The sequence below is a fragment of the Streptomyces sp. MMCC 100 genome (assembly GCF_041538145.2).
In the GTDB taxonomy this organism is placed as follows: domain Bacteria; phylum Actinomycetota; class Actinomycetes; order Streptomycetales; family Streptomycetaceae; genus Streptomyces.
On the sequence record NZ_JBGORK020000001.1, the window covers coordinates 2,193,937 to 2,214,361 of the forward strand.

Below are 20,425 nucleotides of genomic sequence, written 5' to 3' on the forward strand. Positions count from 1 at the left end.
GGTGAGGGTCGTCTCCCTGGTGCCGTCGCTGACCGAGGCGGTGGCCCGCACCGTCCCCAGGGCGCTGGTGGGCGCGACCGACTGGTGCACCCGTCCGTCCGGCCTGGACGTCGTACGCGTCGGCGGCACCAAGAACCCGAAGACCGACCGGATCCTCTCCCTCGCCCCCGACCTGGTGATCGCCAACGAGGAGGAGAACCGCGCTCCCGATCTCGACGCCCTGCGCGCCGCGGGCGTCGAGGTGCTGGTGACCGAGGTGCGCACCGTCCCGCAGGCCTTCACCGAGCTGGACCGGACGCTCACCGCCTGCGGCGCGCCCTCCCGGCCCCGGTGGCTGGACGAGGCGGAGGCGGCCTGGGCCGACCCGCCCGCCCCCGAGCGGCGTGCCACAGCCGTCGTACCCGTCTGGCGCAGGCCCTGGATGGTGCTGGGCCGCGACACCTTCGCCGGGGACGTCCTGGCCCGCCTCGGCGTCGACCACCTGTACGCCGCTCACCCCGAGCGCTACCCGAAGGTCCCGGTGGACGAACTGCGGGCGGCCCGCCCGGACGTCGTGGTCCTGCCGGACGAGCCGTACCGCTTCACCGCCGACGACGGCCCGGAGGCCTTCCCCGGCCTGCCCTGCGCCCTCGTCGACGGGCGGTACCTCACGTGGTACGGGCCGTCACTGGCCGAGGCGCCCCGGACACTGGCCGCGGCCCTGCGAGGAGCGCGCCGCTGAGCAGGCCCCGCGAGGTGTTGACGGCGGCGACAGCCCAGGCGGCGACGAGGAGGGCGTACAGAGCGACGGTGAGCCCGTCGTAGACGACCAGCCCCGTCTCCCGGGCCAGCGCCTCGGCGCCGGTGACGCAGGTGCCCACCGGGAAGGTGAACGACCACCACGTCATCGAGAAGCCCATGCCCTCCCGGCGGGCCCGTACGACGTGCGCGGCGGCGAGGGCCAGCCACATCAGCGCGAAGCCCATCACGGGCACCCCGTACAGCACGGCGAAGACCGAGAAGCCCTCGGCGTACGGCGCCGGCACGATTCCCGGTGCCGCGTCCGCGAACTTCCCCACGGCGGTCGTCGACTGCCCGAGCGGCCCCAGGACGAGGAACAGCGACGGGGTGAGCGCGAGCGGCAGCGGTCCGCCGGTGAGCAGCCGTCCGAAGACCACCGGCAGCGTCACCAGGGTCGCGAACAGACTCACCCCGAACATCGCGACGCAGGCGAGGAGCAGCGTCTGCCGGGGCTGCCCGGGTGCGAGGTGCGGGACGAGCAGCGGACCGACGGCCGCGGACACCATCGGTGCGACGAGCGGGAGCAGCCAGACCGGACTGGCCGAGCCCGGCTCGATGCGGTGGCGTACGGCCATCAGGTACGGCACGGCGACCGCCGCCGCGAGCCCGATCACCGTTCCGGCGGTGAACAGCACGGTGTCCAGGGCGACCGCGGCCCGGGTGCCGATCCAGTCCCTGCCGACGGTCAGGGCGCCGCCGCCGACGGCCAGCAGGGCCATCGACAGACAGCCGTAGAACGGGGCCGCGGCCGGATCGAGGAGATGGGCGCGGGCCTGGTCGCGGTGGTGGAGCCAGTGCAGGGACCGGGCGGCCAGCAGGACCACCAGCAGGACGAGGGACAGGGCCCAGACCGCGGCACAGGCGGCACGCAGGCCGGGTACGTGCCCGGGCAGCGCGGCTCCCGCCGTGCCGACGATGGAGGTACCCATGACGCAGGCGTACCAGTTGGGTCCGAGATGGCGGACGGCCGGGACCCGCCGGACGGCCGGGCCGACGGCGGGGGAGGGGGAAGGGGAGCGGGGCTGGGCTGCGGTGACCATGGCTCCACGGTCCCGTCCGGTGAAAGCCCTGACCAGGGACCATGTCCCTATGAGGACATAAGCTGGAGTTATGAGCAGGAGTACGGCGGGCGGTACGGGGAGCGGCACGGGCGGTGGCGTGGGCGGCGCGGGTGGTGGCCTGGGCGGTCTGGAGGGCGGCCACGACGACCGGGGACGGTCCGTGGCGGGCTCGCTGGCGCACCGGGTGCCGGACCTCGGGGCGATGGAGCTGCTGCTGGCGGTGGCGCGCCTGGGCAGCCTCGGCGGCGCGGCGCGCGAACTGGGCATCACGCAGCCGGCCGCCAGCAGCCGCATCCGCTCGATGGAACGGCAGCTGGGCGTCGCCCTGGTGGACCGCTCGCCGCGCGGCTCCCGGCTCACCGACGCGGGCGCGCTGGTCACGGACTGGGCACGGCGGATCGTGGAGGCCGCCGAGGCGTTCGACGCGGGCGCGCAGGCGCTGCGGGACCGGCGGGACTCGCGGCTGCGGGTCGCGGCGAGCATGACGATCGCCGAGTACCTGCTGCCGGGCTGGCTGGTCGCCCTGCGGGCCCAGCTGCCGGACACCGCGGTGTCGCTGCTCGCGGGCAACTCGGCGGCGGTCGCGGAACGTCTGCTGGCCGACGACGCCGACCTCGGCTTCGTGGAGGGGGTGAGTGTGCCGACCGGCCTCGACTCCGCGGTCATCGGTCACGACCGGCTCATCGTCGTGACCGCGCCGGGGCATCCCTGGGCCCGCCGCAGGCGCCCCCTTGAGGCGGCGGAGCTGGCGGCCACCCCGCTGATCCTGCGGGAGAAGGGCTCGGGCACCCGGCAGGTCCTGGACGCGGCGCTGGGCGGCCTGGCCCGCCCCCTGATCGAACTGTCCTCGACCACGGCGGTGAAGGCGGCCGCGGTGGGCGGCGCCGGCCCCTCCGTCCTCAGCGAACTCGCCGTCGGCGAGGAACTGACCACCCGGCGCCTGGTGAGCGTCCCCGTGGCGGACGTCGTCCTGGCCCGCGACCTGCGAGCGGTATGGCCCACCGGCCACCGCCCCGCGGGCCCGGCCCGTCGGCTGCTGTCGCTGACCCGGGCGTAGGCGTGCCGGCGGGGGGTGGGGAGGTGCCGGCGGGGGTGGGCGGGTCCGCCTGCCTGGTGGGGGTGCGTGCGGCTCCGTTCTCGTCCGCGGCCTGCGAGGGGTGTGGCGGGACCGGTCACCGTCGCCCGGGCCTGGCCCGTCGGCTGCTGTCCCTGACCCGGGCGTAGGCGTGCCGGCGGGGGGTGGGCAGGTGCCGGCGGGGGTGGGCGGGTCCGCCTGCCCGGTGGGGGGTGCGTGCGGCTCCGTTCTCGTCCGCGGCCTGCGAGGGGTGTGGCGGGACCGGTCACCGTCGCCCGGGCCTGGCCCGCCGGCTGCTGTCCCCGACCCGGGCGTAGGCGTGCCGGCGGGGGGGTGGGCAGGTGCCGGCGGGGGTGGGCGGGTCCGCCTGCCCGGTGGGGGTGCGTGTGGCTCCGTTCTCGTCCGCGGGCATGCGAGCGGTGGGGCGGGACCGGTCACCGTCGCCCGGGTCCGGCCCGCCGGCTGCTGTCACTGACCCGTAGGCAGTCCCTCGGGCCCCGCTCAGCTCGCCCGGGCCGCGTCCACCAGGGCCCGCATCACGCGGACGTCCTGGCCCATCTCCGGGTGCCACTGCACGCCCAGGACCCAGCCGGGGCCGGACGGCAGTTCCACGGCCTCCACGGTGCCGTCCGCCGCGTGGGCCGAGGCGACCAGGCCCGTACCGAGCCGGTCCACCGCCTGGTGGTGGTACGTCGGCACGAACGTCTCCTCCGGCACCGCACCGGCGTACAGCGTCCCCGGCACCGGCTGGACCAGGTGGCCGCCGAACACGCCCACCACCTCGGCGTGCCCCTCGATGTGCTGGACGAGGGTGCCGCCCAGGGCGACGTTGAGCAGCTGCATGCCCCGGCAGACGCCCAGCAGCGGGACGCGCGCGGCCAGGGCCGCCTCGATGAGCGCCAGCTCCCAGGTGTCCCGGGCCCGGGCCGGTGGGCCGGTGCGCGGATCGGGCTCGGCGCCGTAACGGACCGGCTCCACGTCCGGGCCGCCCGCGATCACCAGCCCGTCGACGCGGGCCACGGCCGCGGCGGCGTGCTCGGGCTCGTCCGGCGGGAGCATCGCGGCCAGTCCTCCCGCCCGCTGGACCAGCCGCGGGTACCCGGCGGGCAGCAGCACCGCCTCCAGCTCCCACACACCCCAGCGCGCCCCGGACTCCAGGTACGTGCTGACACCGATCAGCGGCCTGCCCGCCATCCACCCTCCAGGAAATCGGACCAGACAATGGACCGTTCTCACACCTTTGCCGCAGGTTGCCGCCACGGCAAGGCGTTCAGGTCAGAAACCCGCGCAGCAGCGCCGCCGTCCCCGCGCAGTGCTCCCGCGTGATCTCCCGCGCCCCGTCCGCGTCCCCGTCGAGCACCGCCTCCACCAGCGCGGCGTGCTGACGCTGGGAGTGCTCCAGGTTGCGCACCAGCAGCGGGATGCAGTCCAGCAGGTCGTTGAGGGTGGCGCGGACGGCCGCGTACTGGGCCGCCAGCGCCGGTGAGCCGCACAGCTCCGCGAGGGTGAGGTGCAGCATCGTGTCCAGCCGCCGGTACTGCGCCAGCGGCGCGTCACGCGTACCGGCCAGCGCCTCCCGCAACCGCGCCGCCTGCGCGTCCGATAGCCCGTGCGCCGCGCACAGACCGGCCGCGCCCACCTCCAGCACCTCCCGGAAGCGCAGTACGTCCTCGATGTCGACCCCGGCCACCCGGCGCCGCAGCTCGTCCTCGCCGGCCGCGTCCGCGCGGGGCAGTACGAACGTTCCGCCGTACCGGCCGCGCCGCGCCCGCACCAGCCCCTGGTCCTGGAGCACCCGCAGCACCTCGCGCAGCGTCACCCGGCTGATCCCCAGCCGCTCCGCCAGCTCCCGCTCGGCCGGCAGCCGCTCGCCCCCCGCCACCAGGCCCAGCCTCATGACCTGGAGGATCTGCTCCAGCGCCTCCTCGAAGCCGTTGCCGGCCCGCACCGGCCGCAGTACCGGTGCCAGCCGGTCCGTCACGCTCCCGGCACTCCCGACGGATTCCTCCCGCACGCGGCCGCGCCCCCTTCCCAACCAAAGGTTCCCGGCAATACCTTATGGCTCCCGGCCAGAAGGAGGCTCTCCCCGTGGCAGACCGCACACCCCCGCTCGGGGTCGAGGAACTGCACGCCCTTGTCGCCGCCGGTGACATAGACACCGTCGTCCTGGCCTTCCCGGACATGCAGGGCCGCCTCCAGGGCAAACGCTTCGCCGCGCGCTTCTTCCTCGACGAGGTCCTGGAACACGGCACCGAGGGCTGCAACTACCTCCTCGCCGTCGACGCCGACATGAACACCGTCGACGGCTACGCCATGTCCTCCTGGGACCGCGGCTACGGCGACTTCGCCATGCACGCCGACCTCGCCACCCTGCGCCGGCTGCCCTGGAACGAGGGCACCGCGATGGTCGTCGCCGACCTCGCCTGGGAGGACGGCTCCCCGGTGCTCGCCGCGCCCCGCCAGATCCTGCGCCGCCAGCTGGAGCGGCTCGCCGGACACGGGTACACCGCACAGGTCGGCACCGAGCTGGAGTTCATCGTCTTCCGCGACACCTACGAACACGCCTGGGACACCAACTACCGCGGCCTGACCCCGGCCAACCAGTACAACGTCGACTACTCCGTCCTCGGCACCGGCCGCGTCGAACCCCTGCTGCGCCGCATCCGCAACGAGATGGCCGGCGCCGGCCTCACCGTCGAGTCCGCCAAGGGCGAGTGCAACCCCGGCCAGCACGAGATCGCCTTCCGCTACGACGAGGCCCTGGTCACCTGCGACCAGCACGCGGTCTACAAGACCGGCGCCAAGGAGATCGCCGCCCAGGAGGGCATGTCCCTCACCTTCATGGCCAAGTACAACGAGCTGGAGGGCAACTCCTGCCACATCCACCTCTCCCTCGCCGGCGCAGACGGCGAAAGCGCCATGGCCGGCGGGCACAAGGGCGGCATGTCCAAGGTGATGCGGCACTTCCTCGCCGGACAACTCATGGCGCTGCGCGAGTTCTCCCTCCTCTACGCCCCGCACATCAACTCCTACAAGCGGTTCCAGCCCGGCTCCTTCGCCCCGACCGCGGTCGCCTGGGGCCACGACAACCGCACCTGCGCCCTGCGCGTCGTCGGCCACGGCCGCTCGCTCCGCTTCGAGAACCGGCTCCCCGGCGGCGACGTCAACCCGTACCTCGCGGTGGCCGGCATGGTCGCCGCCGGGCTGCACGGCATCGAGCAGCGGCTGGAGCTGCCCGAGCCCTGCCCCGGCAACGCCTACGGCGCCGACTTCGAGCACGTCCCCACCACCCTGCGCGAGGCCGCCGAGCTGTGGGAGAACAGCACCCTCGCCAAGGCCGCCTTCGGGGACGAGGTCGTCGCCCACTACCGCAACATGGCGCGCGTCGAACTGGACGCGTTCGACGCCGCCGTCACCGACTGGGAACTGCGCCGCTCCTTCGAACGCATGTGAGGCACCGGTTGTCCGAGGAACTGCCCGACGAACTCCCCGACGAGCTACGTGTACTGAACCCCGCCACCGAAGAGGTCGTCGCCACCGTCCCCGCCGCCTCCGCGGCCGACGTGGACGCCGCCGTCGCCCGCGCCGCGCGGGCGCAGACCGCCTGGGCCGCCCTCGCCCCGGGCGACCGGGCCCGGCTGCTGCGCCGCTTCGCCGCAGTCGTCGACGAGCACCTGGAGGAGCTGGCCCGCCTGGAGGTCCGCCAGGCCGGGCACCTCCTCGGCAACGCCCGCTGGGAGGCCGGCAACGTCCGCGACCTGCTCGACTACGCCGCCGGGGGAGTGGAGCGGCTCACCGGACGCCAGATCCCGGTCGCCGGCGGCCTGGACGTCACGCTCCTCGAACCGCTCGGCGTCGTCGGCGTCATCGCCCCCTGGAACTTCCCGATGCCGATCGCGGCCTGGGCCGCGGCACCGGCGCTCGCGGCGGGCAACGCGGTCCTCCTCAAGCCCGCCGAGACGACCCCGCTCACCGCGCTGCGCCTGGCCGAACTCGCCCTGGCGGCGGGCCTTCCCCAGGGCCTGTTCCAGGTGCTGCCCGGGCACGGCCCGGTCGCGGGCGACGCGCTCGTCGAACACCCGGGCGTCGCCAAGATCGTCTTCACCGGGTCCACAGCCGTCGGCCGGCGGGTGGCCGCCAAGGGCGCGGCGCTCCTCAAACCCGTCACCCTCGAACTCGGCGGCAAGAGCCCCAACATCGTCTTCGCCGACGCCGACCTGGAAGCCGCCGCGGCCGCCACGCCCATGTCCTTCCTGGACAACTCCGGCCAGGACTGCTGCGCCCGCACCCGCATCCTCGTCCAGCGGTCCGTGTACGACCGTTTCCTCGAACTCCTCACGCCCGCGATCGAGGCCGTCCGCGTCGGCGACCCGGCCGACGAGAGCACCGAGATGGGCCCGCTCATCTCCCGCGTCCAGCTGGACCGCGTCCGCTCCTACGTCCCCGACGACGCCGCAGGCATCCGCGGCAAGGCACCCGAGGGCGGGCCCGGCTACTGGTTCCCGCCGACCGTCCTCACCGGGGTCGACGCGCACGCGCGCGTGGCCGTCGAGGAGGTCTTCGGGCCCGTCGCCGTCGTCCTGCCCTTCGCGGACGAGGCCGACGCGATCCGCCTGGCCAACGCCACCGACTACGGACTGTCCGGCTCGCTGTGGACCCGGGACGTCGGCCGCGCCCTGAGGGTGTCGAGCGCGGTGCGCGCCGGGAACCTGTCCGTCAACTCCCACGCCAGCGTCCGGTACTGGACGCCGTTCGGCGGGTTCAAGCAGTCCGGCCTCGGCCGCGAGCTGGGCCCGGACGCGCTGACCGCGTTCACCGAGACCAAGAACGTCTTCATCAGCACCGCCCCATCGAGCACGGAGGGTCCCGCACAGTGAGCGAAGACATCGTCTGCCGCAGGCTCGTCGGCCGCAGTGCCGTCGTCACCGGAGCGGGCAGCGGCATCGGCCTCGCCGCCGCCCGCCGGCTGGCCTCCGAGGGCGCCCACGTCGTCTGCGGCGACGTGGACGAGACCCGGGGCAAGGCCGCGGCCGAGGAGACCGGCGGCATCTTCGTCAAGGCCGACGTCACCGACCCCGAGCAGGTCGAGGCGCTGTTCGCGGCGGCGTACGACACCTACGGCAGCGTCGACGTCGCGTTCAACAACGCCGGCATCTCGCCGCCCGACGACGACTCCATCCTGGAGACCGGCCTGGAGGCGTGGAAGCGCGTCCAGGAGGTCAACCTCACCTCCGTATACCTGTGCTGCAAGGCCGCCATCCCCTACATGCGGCGCCAGGGCAGGGGCTCCGTCATCAACACCGCGTCCTTCGTGGCCCGGATGGGCGCGGCCACCTCGCAGATCTCGTACACCGCCTCCAAGGGCGGCGTCCTCGCCATGTCCCGGGAACTGGGCGTGCAGTTCGCCCGGGAGGGCATCCGCGTCAACGCGCTGTGCCCCGGCCCGGTCAACACCCCGCTCCTCCAGGAGCTGTTCGCCAAGGACCCGGAACGGGCCGCGCGCCGCCTCGTCCACATCCCCGTAGGACGGTTCGCCGAGGCCGAAGAGATCGCCGCCGCGGTCGCCTTCCTGGCCAGCGACGACTCCTCCTTCGTCAACGCCACCGACTTCCTGGTGGACGGCGGGATCTCCGGGGCGTACGTCACACCGCTGTAGATCCCCACGCGTGGCGTCCTACAGTGCCGGGATGAGCATGACGCCGCCGCCCGGCTGGTACCGCGACCCGTCGGCCCCGCACCAGGAACGGTGGTGGGACGGCACGGCCTGGACGGAGCACCGGCGCGCCCCCGAGCCCACGGGGTACGGGCCGGCCGTGGGCCAGACCCCGGTGCCGGGGCCGGCGCCCGGGCAACAGCCGACGCCGGTGCACTATCAGATGCAGCCCGGCCAGGCGGCGACCGTGCCGCTGTCCACCCGAGGCGCACCGGGTGGGCCGGGCGGCGGCGGACGCGGGAAGGCCGTCGCCCTCACCGCCGCCGCGGCCGTGCTGGTCGCGGCGATCGTCACCGGCGTGTTCGCGCTGGGCGAGGACGACGGCGGCAGCCCGCGCACGCAGACCCCGCCGGTCACGGCGACCGCAACCGACCCCTCGCCGGTGAGCGACCCGCCGTCCCCCTCGCCGACCGCCTCCGAACCCTCCGCCGACGACCCGGCCGTGGTCGAGGACCAGCTCAACGGCGTCACCTTCCCACTGCCGGACGGCTGGGTCCTGCCCAAGTACGTCGCCGAGGACGACGTCATGATGACCACCGACGGCACCTACGACTGCCCCGCCGACGGCAGCGTGTGCCGGCACGGCCTCGTCGTCTCCCGCACCGTCACGGCGAACGCCGAGTCCTCCCCGAAGGTCCTCGCACAGCAGGACATCGAGGACGCGGCCGACGACGCCTACGACCGTGACCTGATCGGCAACAAGCCCTTCGGCGGCATCGAGTCCCACGAGGAGGTGGCGTCCGGTCCCGTCGCGGTCGCCGGACGCGCCGGGTACTACGTGCGCTGGCGGGTGAAGACGGCCAAGGGGCCCGGCGGCTACGTGCAGTCGATGGTGTTCCCCTCCACCGTCGGCACCGAGTCCCCGATCCTCGTCCGCTACGTCTTCGACGCCGGCGAGGACGGACCCCCGCTGGCCGGCATGGACACCATCACCAAGGGGATCCGGCCCATCGGCGACGCGGACACCGGCGGCGGCGTGGGCAGCGGCATCGGCCCGACGGACTGACCCGCCCCGGAGGCCGGCTACAGGAAGGTGTGTCCCTCGCCCCGGTACGTCGGCACCGTCGCCGTCACCGTGTCCCCCTCCACCAGGTGCAGCGCGTCGAACCGTTCACACAGCTCCCCGGCCTTGGCGTGCCGGAACCACACCTTGTCGCCGATGAGCAGGTCGTCGGCGGGCGAGCCGAGCAGCGGCGTCTGCACCTCGCCGGCGCCCTCCTGGGGGTCGTAGCGCAGCCCCTCCGGCAGATACGGCACCGGCAGCCGGTCGGCGCCGGCCGCACCCGAGGCCGGATACCCGCCGCCGAGCACGGTCACGGCCCCGACCCCCGGCCGCCGTACCACGGGCTGCGCGAACAGCGCCGCCGGACGACCGCTGAACGACGTGTAGTTGTCGAACAACCGCGGCACGTACAGCCCGGAACCGGCCGCGATCTCCGTCACCGCGTCCTCGGCGGCGGTGTGCTGCACGCTGCCCGTACCGCCGCCGTTGACGAACTCCAGGCCGGGCACCACGGCCCGGACCGCCCGCACCACGGCCGCCCGCCGCTCGGCGAGTTCCCGGCGGGCGGCGGCCTGCATCAGCCGCACGGCACGCGACCGGAACGGATGCCCCGCCACCGCGTCCCCGACCCCGGCCACATGCCCCTCGTACGCCATGATGCCGACGACCTCGAACCCGGGCCGCCGGGCCACCGCGCGGGCCAGGTCGGCGACCTGCGCGGGGGAGTGCAGCGGGGAGCGCCGGGCCCCGACCCGCACCCGTCCCCCGAGCAGCCGCAGCGAGGTGTCCAACTCCAGGCAGACCCGCACGACTTCCCGGCCGCCGTCGCCCTCGCGCGCCGCGTCGACGAGGTCCAGCTGCGCCACGTCGTCGACCATCACCGTCACGGCCGAGGCGAGCTTGGGGTCGGCGGTCAGCTCGGCGTACCCGGCGCGGTCCGCCGACGGATAGGCGAGCAGCACGTCCTCGAAACCGGAGCGCGCCAGCCACAGGGACTCGGCCAGCGTGAACGACATGACGCCCGCGAAACCGTCCCTGGCCAGGGCCCGTTCCAGCAGCGCGCGACAGCGTACGGACTTGCTGGCGACCCGGATCGGCTTGCCGCCGGCGCGGCGGACCAGGTCGTCCGCGTTGGCGTCGAAGGCCTCCAGGTCCACGATCGCCACGGGGCCGTCCAGATGGGCGGTGGCCCGGTCGTAACGGGCCCGGTCGGCGGCGCGTGCGGTCATGACGGCAGCCTGCCAGACAGGATTACCGCAGGGTAGGGGGACGATCCGGGCCAATGCCACGGGCACGTGGACTGGTTCCCCCTCGAGCGGGGTCACGCCGTAGAGTGACGCGCACGCACGGCGGACCCGACCCCGGCGGCAGGGCCCCGGAGCCCGCGCCGGGATGGCGGTCCTCTGGAGCGGGTATGCGTGCCCGGGACGGATCGTTCCGCGCCGGGCCCGGGGCAGGAGACCACGGTCAGGACCACGGTCTGCGGCCCGTGTCGGAGAAGCGGGCCGGGCCCGAGGAAACGGGGGGTGCATGAGCACGGAAGCGCGCCGCGCCTCCCTCCCCTCGCACCCCGAGGCCCCACCCCGTCCGGAGACGCCGGCACGCCCTGACACGCCGCCGCGTCCCGGAACGCCGCCCCGTCCTGGGACGACGCCGCCCCGTCCGGAGCCCGGGCCGGGTGCGGACTCCGCGGCGGGTGCCGGTGCCTCCGCCCGCCCGGCGGCCCCGTCCCGCCCGCAGACACCGCCGCGTCCGGGCACCCCGCCCCGCATCGGCACCCCACCCCGCCTCGGCGTCCCGCCCCACCCGGGAGTCCCGCCCCGCCCTGCACAGGCGCCGGCGGAGCGCGGCGGCGACCCGGAGGTCACGCACCCCGACCCGCGAGGGCACACCGGAGCGTCCTCCTCCACCACCCCGGCGCAGCGTACGGACGACGCGGACACGCCCGTCCCCTCGGACGACGCCCGGGACGGGGCCTCCGGCGACTTTGAGGGCTCCGGTGCCAGGCCCCCCTACCCGCGCTTCCGGCTCGGCGACTCCCGGTCCGGCGACCCCGAGCCCGCGCCGCCCCGTGCGTCCGCCCGTTTCCCCGACACCGCGCCACCCCGTGCCTCCGCCCGTTTCCCCGACACCGCGCCGCCCGTCGGCCGTGACGCCCCGCGCGGCAGTGGGGTGCCGCAGGCGCCGCCGTACCGGCCGGGTGCGCCCGCGGAGACCCCGACGGAGACGACCACACGCCTGCGCCCGATCCCGGCGGACACGGAAGACGACCCGAAACCCGGACCGGCGGCCCGAACAGAACTCCCCACGCCACGACCGGCCCCCGCCGCCCCCGACCCCGCCTTTTCCTGGAGCACGCCGAACACCCCGGCACCCCCGATCGACGGGCGGCCCCTGGTCTCCTTCGGCCAGCCCGAGGGATACGACGGACTGGCCCGCCCGCGTCCGCTCGGCGGGCGCCCGCGGGCCCAGGCCGTCGCCGCGGCCGTCTGCCTCGTGCTCGGGACGGGACTCCTCACCGGAGCCGTCACGGGCAGCTGGCTCGCCGGGGACTCCGGGGACGACGGCGCGCGCAGTGCGTACACCGAGGCCGGGGAGATGTGGCACAGCGTGCCCGTCGACCAGCTCTTCCCGCCCACCGTCCAGGGCAAAGGCGCAGGGCCCGGCGGAGCCGACCGCACCTGGACGCGGGTCGCCGTCGCCCCGGACGGCGCCTGCGCCGGCGCCTTCGACCGGCTGCTCGCCAAGGTGCTCGATCCGGTCGGCTGCTCGCGCCTGCTGCGCGCCACCTACACCGACGCCACCCGGAGCCACGTCACCACCGTCGGCCTGCTCTTCACCAAGGCCGACGCCGCCGCCATGACCTCGCTGGCGGGCCGCTTCGAGAAGGAGGGCCTCGGCCGCCGGGCCGACCTCATGCCACTGCCGTACGCGGCGAAGGACACCGTCGCCGAGGGCTTCGGGGCATCCCAGCGGGCCTCGTGGACCGTTTCCGTCCTCACCGACGCCCCCGTCGTCGTCTACGCCGTCTCCGGCTGGGCCGACGGCCGCACCGTCGACGAACCCCAACCCGCCGAGGAGGCCATCGAGTCCGGCGCCACGTCGGCACCCGCCCAGGCCGGCCTCGGCCACGAGGCGCAGGGCCTCGCCGACCGCGTCGAACGCGCCCTGCGCAGATACGTCGGCACGCCCACGGAGCACCCGTCGTGACCCCCGCAGACATCCGCCGCAGGACCGGGGCCCTGAGCCTCTTCCTCACCGCCGCCCTCGTCCTCGTCCCGGCGCCCGCCGCGCACGCCGACGGCATCCGCGCCCAGCAGTGGGCCCTGGACGCCATGCACACCCAGGAGGCGTGGCGCACCACCAAGGGCGCGGGCGTCACGGTCGCCGTCCTGGACACCGGTGTCGAGGCCGACCACCCGGACCTGACCGGCAACGTCCTCACCGGCAAGGACCTGGTCGGCTTCGGTGCGAGCGAGGGCGACCGCTCCTGGGCCCGGCACGGTACCGCCATGGCCGGGATCATCGCCGGTCACGGACACGGCACCGGCAACGCCGAGGGCGTCATGGGCATCGCCCCGGAGGCCAAGATCCTCCCGCTGCGCGTGATCCTCGAGGACGGCGACCCCTCCCGCGCCAAGGCCCGCAAGACCCGCGGCAACGCCCTGGCCGAGGGCATCCGCTGGGCCGCCGACCACGGCGCCGACATCATCAACCTCTCCCTCGGCGACGACTCCGCCTCCGCCCACCCCGAACCCGCCGAGGACGAGGCCATCCAGTACGCCCTGAAGAAGGGCGTGATCGTCGTCGCCTCGGCCGGCAACGGCGGCGAGAAGGGCGACCACATCTCCTACCCGGCCGCCTACCCCGGCGTGATCGCCGCGACCGCCGTCGACCGCTACGGCACCCGCGCCTCCTTCTCCACCCGCCGCTGGTACGCCACGGTCAGCGCCCCCGGCGTCGACGTGATCATCGCCGACCCCGACCACCGCTACTACGAGGGCTGGGGCACCAGTGCCGCCTCCGCCTTCGTCTCCGGGGCCGCCGCCCTGGTGAAGGCCGCCCACCCGGGCCTCACCCCGGCCCAGGTCAAGGCCCTCCTGGAGGACACCGCCCGCAACGCCCCGGCCGAGGGCCGCGACGACTCCCGCGGCTTCGGCTTCGTCGACCCCGCCGCCGCCATCGAGGCGGCCGGCCGACTGAAGCCCGAGGGCCTGAAGGCGGCCGCGTACGGCGACGAGTACTTCGGTCCGGGGCCCGACGCCCCCGACTCCGACGACGACACCTCGGCCTGGGCCGCCCCGCTGGCCGGCAGCGCGGGCGGCGTCCTGGTGGTCGCGGCCGTGGTCCTGTGGCGGGGCCGCCGCGAACGCCCCGACGGCTTCTGACCACCGGCGCGGCCCCTGGGCCCCGTCGTCCAGTCCCTGATCCTCGTCAATCCTCGTCGTCCGTGAACACGGCCACCGCCGCGCGTGCCGCCGTCTCGGTCAGCGCGATCCCCTCCGCCTGCGTGCCGCTGCCCCGCGACACCACCGCCACCAGGTAGCCGTGGCCGCCGGACTCGACCCGCCCGATGCTGTTGACGACCCACAGCCCGGTGGTGCTGCGTCGCAGCCAGCCGTTCTTCAGCGCCCACACCGAACCGCCGGTCCCGCCCGTTCCGCCGGTCCTGTCGGCCGCGGCCGACACGCCCCACCGCTGACCGTCGGCGATCCGCTCCATCAGCTCCCGCACATACGCCCGTGAGGCCTCGCTCAGCGCCGAGCCGTCCGCCACGAACACCTGCCGCAGCAGTGTGATCTGGTCGGCCGCGGTGGTCTGCGTCAGGCCCCACAGCGGGCCGTCGCCGCCCTCCGTCCCCGTCAGGCCGAAGCGCTCGTTCGCGGCGTCGAGTCCGCCGGCCGTCCCGATCGCCCGCCACAGAGCGGACGCCGAGTCGTTGTCGCTGTTCTCGATCATCGCGGCGGCGTACGACTTCTCGGCCGCGCTCAGTGAACGCCCCGCGTCCTGCGCCTGGAGCAGCAACGCCGCCAGGATGTCGACCTTGACGATGCTCGCCGTGTCGAAGGCGCCCGTGCCGTACGAGGCGCTCGTACCGGAGTCCGGGTCCAGTACCGCGACCGACACCTCCGCGCCGTCCGCCACCGTCACCGACGCCATGGCCGCGGCCAGCCGCGCGTCACCGTCCACCTGCGGCTCGGCCGGCTCGACCGTCTCCACCGATTCCTCCCCGCCCGAGGGTGCCGAGGCCGACGACGATACGGCGCCGCCCCCACCCGGGCGTGCGTGGCCCTGCCAGTACACCGCACCGGTGGCCGTCGCGCCGACGACGGCGAACGCGATCAGGGCGGGCCGTATCCGGGCAGGTCGCCGCCGGGCCCGCCGGGCCCGCCGGGTTCTGGAGGATGCCATGGCGGCGATGGTTCAGGCGGTTGCTGTGCGGGCCGTGGGGCGGAGGTTAAAACCGGGTCAGAGATCTCTGAGAGGCCGGTGAGGAGCGCCTTGCGCGCACCCCGATAGGGTCGGGGACCGTGGCGAACAAGAACATCCCCGACTCCGCCTTCTCCGACGACGACGGCTCCGCCGACCCCCGGCTGAGCACCGCGCTCGCCGCCTGGGCCGAGGACCGCACCGCCGTGACGCCGGTCCTCGAGGCGCTCAAGGGCGCCCGGCTGCTGGTGCCCGTCGTCGCCGTGCTCGGTGAGGTGGAGGAGGACGAGAACGGGCTGCGCCGTGAGAAGACCAGCGACATGGCCGTACCGACCCTGAAGGCCGGGGGTCGTACCGCGCTCCCCGCGTTCACGTCCACCGAGTCGCTCGCCCGCTGGGACCCCGCGGCCCGCCCCGTCGCCGTACCGGTGCACCAGGCGCTGCAGGCCGCCGCGCACGAGAAGGCGGACACCGTCGTACTGGACCTGGCCGGGCCGGTGCCGTTCGAGCTGACCGGAGCGGTGCTGCTGGCGCTGGCCGAGGGGCGTACGACGACCGACCCGCTCGCGGACCCGGCCGTGGCCGAGGCCGTGCGCGCGGCCCTGACCGACGAGCCCGCCGTGCTCCGGGCCCACCTCGGACCGGGACGGGCCGACGGCACGCTGGCCCTGGTCCTGGACCCGGACGCCGACGCGGCGAAGGCCGCCCGCGCGGTCGCCGAACGGCTGGCCGCCGACGACACACTGAGGGCCCGCCTGGTGCGCGGCCTCGACCTGGCACTGCTGCCGGCCGGGGCGACGCCTCCGGGCGAGCCCTTGTACGTGCGGGGATAGCTCCGGGTGGGTGGGCGGCGATCAGCCGTAGACCGCGCCCGTGTACTTCTCGCCCGGGCCCTGGCCCGGCTCGTCCGGGACGAGCGAGGCCTCACGGAAGGCCAGCTGGAGCGACTTCAGGCCGTCGCGCAGTGGTGCCGCGTGGAACGAGCTGATCTCGGTCGCGGTCGCGTCCAGCAGACCGGCCAGCGCGTGCACCAGCTTGCGCGCCTCGTCCAGGTCCTTGTGCTCGTCCCCCTCCTCGGTCAGGCCCAGCTTCACGGCGGCGGCGCTCATCAGGTTGACGGCGACCGTCACGATCACCTCGACCGCGGGGACCTCGGCGATGTCGCGGGTCATGGCGTCGAAGTCGGGCGTCTCAGGAGGGGTCTCACTCATGCCGCACACGATAGGCGCAGCGGGGGAGCGGGCCCCACTCGGACTCGGTTAGCCCTTCCCCTGCCGAGCTGCTAACCTTGTGTAACGACCGGTCGGACACGCACGCCCACGGCAGCGGATCCGGCCCACAAGTGGAGGCTTCGAACTCCCACCTGGCCGTCCTCCGGACGGCGGGTCACCGGTCAGGCGGTCCCGTCCCAGCGGCGGTGACCAGCCCGAAATCGCGCCCCGCGGTCATCGCGGCGGTGCTCCGGTAGCAGTTCGAGGAGCCCCGCCTGTGATCGTCCGGGGCATTTTTTGTGCGCCGGCGCGGTTAGGTCTATCGAACACAGACGTAACGCGGCTGTCCGCCAGACCGCCGCGTGGTGCTACCGAGGAGGATCCATCAGCGCCGAGCCCCGCATCAACGACCGGATTCGCGTTCCCGAGGTGCGACTTGTCGGTCCCAGCGGCGAGCAGGTCGGGATTGTCCCGCTTGCCAAGGCCCTGGAGCTTGCGCAGGAGTACGACCTCGACCTCGTAGAGGTCGCGGCGAACGCCCGTCCGCCCGTGTGCAAGCTCATGGACTACGGGAAGTTCAAGTACGAGTCGGCCATGAAGGCCCGTGAGGCGCGCAAGAACCAGGCGCACACGGTCATCAAGGAGATGAAGCTCCGGCCGAAGATCGACCCGCACGACTATGACACCAAGAAGGGTCACGTCGTCCGGTTCCTCAAGCAGGGCGACAAGGTCAAGATCACGATCATGTTCCGTGGTCGCGAGCAGTCCCGGCCGGAGCTCGGCTACCGACTGCTGCAGCGTCTCGCGGAGGACGTCCAGGACCTCGGCTTCGTGGAGTCGAACCCGAAGCAGGACGGCCGGAACATGATCATGGTCCTCGGTCCGCACAAGAAGAAGACCGAGGCGATGGCCGAGGCCCGCCAGGCGCAGGAAGCGCGCAAGGCGGACGCGAAGGCGAACCCCGGCAAGTCGCAGAACGCCGCGGAGGCCGACGCCGAGGAGACCGAGGGCGCGGAAGCCGAGGCCCGGACCGAGGCACCCGCCGAAGCGTGACCCCGGGGGACCGCCAGTCCCCAGGACACAAACCGATACAAGAGCGACGCTCCCACCGTGCCCGGTTTCACGACCGGGCACCGGAGCGCCACCGACGAGGAGAGAACGGCGCTATGCCGAAGAACAAGTCGCACAGCGGTGCCAGCAAGCGCTTCAAGATCACCGGCTCCGGCAAGGTGCTCCGTGAGCGCGCCGGCAAGCGCCACCTGCTCGAGCACAAGTCGTCCCGCGTGACGCGTCGCCTCACCGGCAACGCCGAGATGGCCCCGGGCGACGCCGCGAAGATCAAGAAGCTTCTCGGCAAGTGACGTACGGGCGCCACTGAGCGCCGTACGGCAGGACCGGGACCCAATCGATACCGGGCCGCGTGAGGATCACCGCGGCCCCGCTACAAGGAGTTAAAAGTGGCACGCGTCAAGCGGGCAGTCAACGCCCACAAGAAGCGCCGGGCGATCCTCGAGCAGGCCTCCGGCTACCGCGGTCAGCGTTCGCGCCTGTACCGCAAGGCCAAGGAGCAGGTCACCCACTCGCTGGTCTACAACTACAACGACCGCAAGAAGCGCAAGGGTGACTTCCGCCAGCTGTGGATCCAGCGCATCAACGCCGCTGCCCGCGCCAACGGCATCACGTACAACCGCTTCATCCAGGGCCTGAAGGCCGCCAACGTCGAGGTCGACCGCAAGATCCTCGCCGAGCTGGCCGTCAACGACCCGAACGCGTTCGCCGCGCTCGTCGAGGTCGCCCAGAAGGCGCTGCCGAGCGACGTCAACGCGCCGAAGGCGGCGTGACGCTGCGCTGGCTCTAGGCCGACGCGACTGTGCGGACCCGCAGGATCTCTGCGGGTCCGCTTGCGTCTGCCGTCTTCTGTCGTATCGCGCGTGCGGGCCCGTCGTGGCTGGTCGCGCAGTTCCCCGCGCCCCTAGGTCACTTCCCCGAAGGTACGTTGCATGGTTGCCGCTCCTGAGCTGATCTCTCCCCGGTCCCCCCGTGTCCTCGCCGCTCGGCGGCTCGGTAAGCGGAACTTCCGGGGGAAGGAGCGGCTGTTTCTGGCCGAGGGGCCGCAGGCCGTGCGGGAAGCCGCCGCGTACGGGGACACGCTGGTCGAGCTGTTCGCCACCGTCGAGGCCGCCGAGCGGTACGCCGACATCGTCGGTGCCGCTCGTGAGGTGGGTGCCCGCGTTCACCTGGCCGCCGACTCGGTGATCGAGGACATCTCCACCACCGTCACCCCGCAGGGGCTGGTCGGGGTCTGCCGGTTCCTGGACACGCCGTTCGACGAGATCCTCGCCGCCCGCCCCAAGCTCGTCGCCGTCCTCGCGCACGTCCGGGACCCCGGCAACGCCGGGACCGTGCTGCGCTGCGCCGACGCCGCCGGTGCCGAGGCGGTCGTGCTCACCGACGCCTCCGTCGACCTGTACAACCCCAAGGCCGTACGCGCCTCCGTCGGCTCCCTGTTCCACCTGCCGGTCGCCGTCGGCGTACCCGTCGAGCGGGCCGTCGACGGGCTGCGGGACGCCGGGGTGCGGGTGCTGGCCGCCGACGGCGCGGGCGAGCACGACCTCGACGCCGAGCTGGACGCCGGCACCATGGGCGGGCCCACGGCCTGGGTGTTCGGCAACGAGGCCTGGGGGCTCCCGGAGGAGACCCGTGCCCTCACCGACGCCGTCCTGCGCGTCCCGATCCACGGGAAGGCGGAGAGTCTGAACCTCGCGACCGCCGCCGCCGTATGTCTCTACGCGTCGGCGCGTGCACAGCGTGCCGCCGGAGGGTGCCGCTCCGTCACCGCGAGCTAGTAGGGTGACCAGCTCAGGGCCCCTGCGCGGTTGAGAGGTGGGGTACGGGGATGAGCGTCGGCACGAGCAGCGCACCGGGAGCACGGGGAGCGCCGCGCCCGCCCGCGCCCCGCACGCCCGGCGATCTCGCCGACCTCGGCGTCGACCCGGACCAGCTGCCCGACGGGCTGGTCGTCGCGGACGAGCACGGCCGCGTCATCTGCTTCAACGCGGCCGCCGTCCGCATCACCGCGACCCCCGCCGCCGAAGCCCTCGGACAGCGCCTGGAGAGCGCGCTGCCCCTGGAGGACCTGGAGGGCCGGCGCTGGTGGCAGCTCACCGACCCCTACGGCGGCCTCGCCATCCGCGTCAGCCAGCCCGAGCGCAACCTGCTGCTCCCCGGCGGCCGTGAGGTCCTCGTCGCCGCCCGCTACGTCCGCACCCGGCGCCTCGGCCCCGTCCACCGCGTCGTCGTCACCCTGCGCGACACCGAGGCCCGCCGCCGCACCGAGCGCAGCCACGCCGAGCTGATCGCCACCGTCGCCCACGAACTGCGCTCCCCCCTCACCTCCGTCAAGGGCTTCACGGCCACGCTGCTGGCCAAGTGGGAGAGGTTCACCGACGACCAGAAGCGGCTGATGCTGGAGACCGTCGACGCCGACGCCGACCGCGTCACCCGGCTCATCGCCGAGCTGCTCGACATCTCCCGGATCGACTCGGGCCGCCTCGAGGTGCGCCGCCAGCCCGTCGACATCGGCGCCGCCGTCGGCCGGCACATCCAGGCGTACGTCGCCGCGGGTCAGGAGGCCGACCGGTTCCTGCTCCGGCTCGCCCAGCCGCTGCCCGACCTGTGGGCCGACCCCGACAAGGTCGACCAGGTGCTCAGCAACCTGCTGGAAAATGCCGTGCGGCACGGCGAGGGAACCGTCACCATTGACGTCACGCCCACGGCGTCCCCCCGCGAAGGGGAGGACACCGGCACGTCGGTCACGGTGAGCGACGAGGGGGCAGGCATCCCGGAGGAGTCCATGAACCGCGTCTTCACCCGCTTCTGGCGGGGCAGCAAGCGCGGTGGCACCGGCCTCGGGCTGTACATCGTCAAGGGCATCGTCGAGGCCCACGGCGGCACCATCACGGTCGGCCGCGCCCCCGGCGGCGGCGCCGAGTTCCGATTTACGTTGCCCGTGGCGGCACCGGCGTACCTCACCTGAGAACCAACCGAGGCGGCCGACGACCCCCACGGGCGTAATCAGCGTTCCACAGCCCCGTTAGACTCGGTCTTTGGCACCTTTGCGTCCAGATCCGCAGACGAAGCGTCCCAGCCCCG

The 20,425-nt window shown here is 74.0% G+C and carries 20 protein-coding genes; 14 read left to right on the forward strand and 6 right to left on the reverse strand.

Translation table 11 applies throughout. The annotated features are described in order from the left end of the window. Nucleotide 1: 1 nt before the first annotated feature. Entirely contained in the window at nucleotides 2-721 is a 720-nt protein-coding gene (locus ABS735_RS10105) for a helical backbone metal receptor (RefSeq protein WP_373906426.1), read from the forward strand. Here ABS735_RS10105 and ABS735_RS10110 read toward each other — a convergent pair. Continuing rightward, the gene (locus tag ABS735_RS10110) at nucleotides 648-1,820 is read right to left on the reverse strand and encodes a TDT family transporter (protein WP_373906425.1); all 1,173 of its coding nucleotides are present in this window, start codon (nucleotides 1,818-1,820) and stop codon (nucleotides 648-650) included. The genes ABS735_RS10105 and ABS735_RS10110 overlap by 74 nt on opposite strands. 223 nt (nucleotides 1,821-2,043) lie before the next feature. Here ABS735_RS10110 and ABS735_RS10115 point away from each other — a divergent pair, with 223 nt between their 5' ends. Continuing rightward, entirely contained in the window at nucleotides 2,044-2,898 is an 855-nt protein-coding gene (locus tag ABS735_RS10115) for a LysR family transcriptional regulator (RefSeq protein WP_373906577.1), read from the forward strand. Nucleotides 2,899-3,417: 519 nt separating this feature from the next. On the opposite strand, the gene ABS735_RS10120 is transcribed toward ABS735_RS10115, so the two are convergent. Further along, nucleotides 3,418-4,110: a gamma-glutamyl-gamma-aminobutyrate hydrolase family protein gene (locus ABS735_RS10120; RefSeq protein WP_373906424.1), complete on the reverse strand. Its 693-nt coding sequence runs from the start codon at nucleotides 4,108-4,110 to the stop codon at nucleotides 3,418-3,420. Nucleotides 4,111-4,186: 76 nt separating this feature from the next. Further along, nucleotides 4,187-4,897 (reverse strand): FadR/GntR family transcriptional regulator, encoded by a 711-nt coding sequence (locus ABS735_RS10125; protein ID WP_373906423.1) that lies wholly within the window; start codon nucleotides 4,895-4,897, stop codon nucleotides 4,187-4,189. Nucleotides 4,898-5,004: 107 nt separating this feature from the next. Here ABS735_RS10125 and glnA4 point away from each other — a divergent pair, with 107 nt between their 5' ends. The 4 genes from glnA4 to ABS735_RS10145 are packed head-to-tail and all read left to right on the forward strand — an operon-like array spanning nucleotide 5,005 to nucleotide 9,635. Further along, nucleotides 5,005-6,369 carry a gamma-glutamylethanolamide synthetase GlnA4 gene (gene glnA4, locus ABS735_RS10130; protein WP_373906422.1) on the forward strand — a complete coding sequence of 455 codons (1,365 nt, stop codon included), beginning with the start codon at nucleotides 5,005-5,007 and terminating at the stop codon, nucleotides 6,367-6,369. An 8-nt stretch (nucleotides 6,370-6,377) separates the two neighbouring features. Next, nucleotides 6,378-7,793, forward strand: a complete 1,416-nt coding sequence (locus ABS735_RS10135; protein WP_373906421.1) for an aldehyde dehydrogenase family protein — start codon at nucleotides 6,378-6,380, stop codon at nucleotides 7,791-7,793. Beyond that, nucleotides 7,790-8,572: a 3-oxoacyl-ACP reductase gene (locus ABS735_RS10140; RefSeq protein ID WP_373906420.1), complete on the forward strand. Its 783-nt coding sequence runs from the start codon at nucleotides 7,790-7,792 to the stop codon at nucleotides 8,570-8,572. The genes ABS735_RS10135 and ABS735_RS10140 overlap by 4 nt, the downstream gene beginning before the upstream one ends. Nucleotides 8,573-8,609: 37 nt before the next feature. Then, entirely contained in the window at nucleotides 8,610-9,635 is a 1,026-nt protein-coding gene (locus ABS735_RS10145; protein ID WP_373906576.1) for a DUF2510 domain-containing protein, read from the forward strand. A gap of 17 nt (nucleotides 9,636-9,652) precedes the next feature. Here ABS735_RS10145 and ABS735_RS10150 read toward each other — a convergent pair whose 3' ends face one another. Continuing rightward, a complete protein-coding gene (locus ABS735_RS10150; protein WP_373906419.1) occupies nucleotides 9,653-10,861 on the reverse strand; it encodes an amino acid deaminase/aldolase in 1,209 nt (402 codons plus the stop codon). Between the two features lie 301 nt (nucleotides 10,862-11,162). Here ABS735_RS10150 and ABS735_RS10155 point away from each other — a divergent pair, with 301 nt between their 5' ends. Beyond that, on the forward strand, nucleotides 11,163-12,842 hold the full coding sequence (locus ABS735_RS10155; RefSeq protein WP_373906418.1) for a hypothetical protein: 1,680 nt from the start codon (nucleotides 11,163-11,165) through the stop codon (nucleotides 12,840-12,842). Beyond that, nucleotides 12,839-14,020 carry a type VII secretion-associated serine protease mycosin gene (mycP, locus tag ABS735_RS10160; RefSeq protein ID WP_373906417.1) on the forward strand — a complete coding sequence of 394 codons (1,182 nt, stop codon included), beginning with the start codon at nucleotides 12,839-12,841 and terminating at the stop codon, nucleotides 14,018-14,020. The genes ABS735_RS10155 and mycP overlap by 4 nt, the downstream gene beginning before the upstream one ends. Nucleotides 14,021-14,066: 46 nt before the next feature. Here mycP and ABS735_RS10165 read toward each other — a convergent pair whose 3' ends face one another. Further along, nucleotides 14,067-15,044: a serine hydrolase gene (locus ABS735_RS10165; protein ID WP_373906416.1), complete on the reverse strand. Its 978-nt coding sequence runs from the start codon at nucleotides 15,042-15,044 to the stop codon at nucleotides 14,067-14,069. Nucleotides 15,045-15,163: 119 nt separating this feature from the next. Between ABS735_RS10165 and ABS735_RS10170 the strand changes: the two genes are divergently transcribed. Continuing rightward, nucleotides 15,164-15,895 carry an SseB family protein gene (locus ABS735_RS10170; protein WP_373906415.1) on the forward strand — a complete coding sequence of 244 codons (732 nt, stop codon included), beginning with the start codon at nucleotides 15,164-15,166 and terminating at the stop codon, nucleotides 15,893-15,895. Nucleotides 15,896-15,916: 21 nt separating this feature from the next. On the opposite strand, the gene ABS735_RS10175 is transcribed toward ABS735_RS10170, so the two are convergent. Next, entirely contained in the window at nucleotides 15,917-16,273 is a 357-nt protein-coding gene (locus tag ABS735_RS10175) for a DUF1844 domain-containing protein (protein ID WP_373906414.1), read from the reverse strand. 384 nt (nucleotides 16,274-16,657) lie between these two features. Here ABS735_RS10175 and infC point away from each other — a divergent pair, with 384 nt between their 5' ends. From infC to ABS735_RS10200, 5 genes are all read left to right on the forward strand, one after another. Then, nucleotides 16,658-17,326 carry a translation initiation factor IF-3 gene (gene infC, locus ABS735_RS10180; RefSeq protein WP_373906575.1) on the forward strand — a complete coding sequence of 223 codons (669 nt, stop codon included), beginning with the start codon at nucleotides 16,658-16,660 and terminating at the stop codon, nucleotides 17,324-17,326. 113 nt (nucleotides 17,327-17,439) lie between these two features. Further along, entirely contained in the window at nucleotides 17,440-17,634 is a 195-nt protein-coding gene (rpmI, locus tag ABS735_RS10185) for a 50S ribosomal protein L35 (RefSeq protein WP_003977225.1), read from the forward strand. A gap of 96 nt (nucleotides 17,635-17,730) precedes the next feature. Next, nucleotides 17,731-18,114, forward strand: coding sequence for a 50S ribosomal protein L20 (gene rplT, locus ABS735_RS10190; RefSeq protein WP_003977226.1), 384 nt, complete (start codon nucleotides 17,731-17,733; stop codon nucleotides 18,112-18,114). A 159-nt stretch (nucleotides 18,115-18,273) separates the two neighbouring features. Then, nucleotides 18,274-19,119, forward strand: a complete 846-nt coding sequence (locus ABS735_RS10195) for a TrmH family RNA methyltransferase (RefSeq protein WP_373906413.1) — start codon at nucleotides 18,274-18,276, stop codon at nucleotides 19,117-19,119. A 50-nt stretch (nucleotides 19,120-19,169) separates the two neighbouring features. Continuing rightward, the gene (locus tag ABS735_RS10200) at nucleotides 19,170-20,309 is read left to right on the forward strand and encodes a sensor histidine kinase (RefSeq protein WP_373906412.1); all 1,140 of its coding nucleotides are present in this window, start codon (nucleotides 19,170-19,172) and stop codon (nucleotides 20,307-20,309) included. The last annotated feature ends 116 nt before the right edge of the window (nucleotides 20,310-20,425 follow it).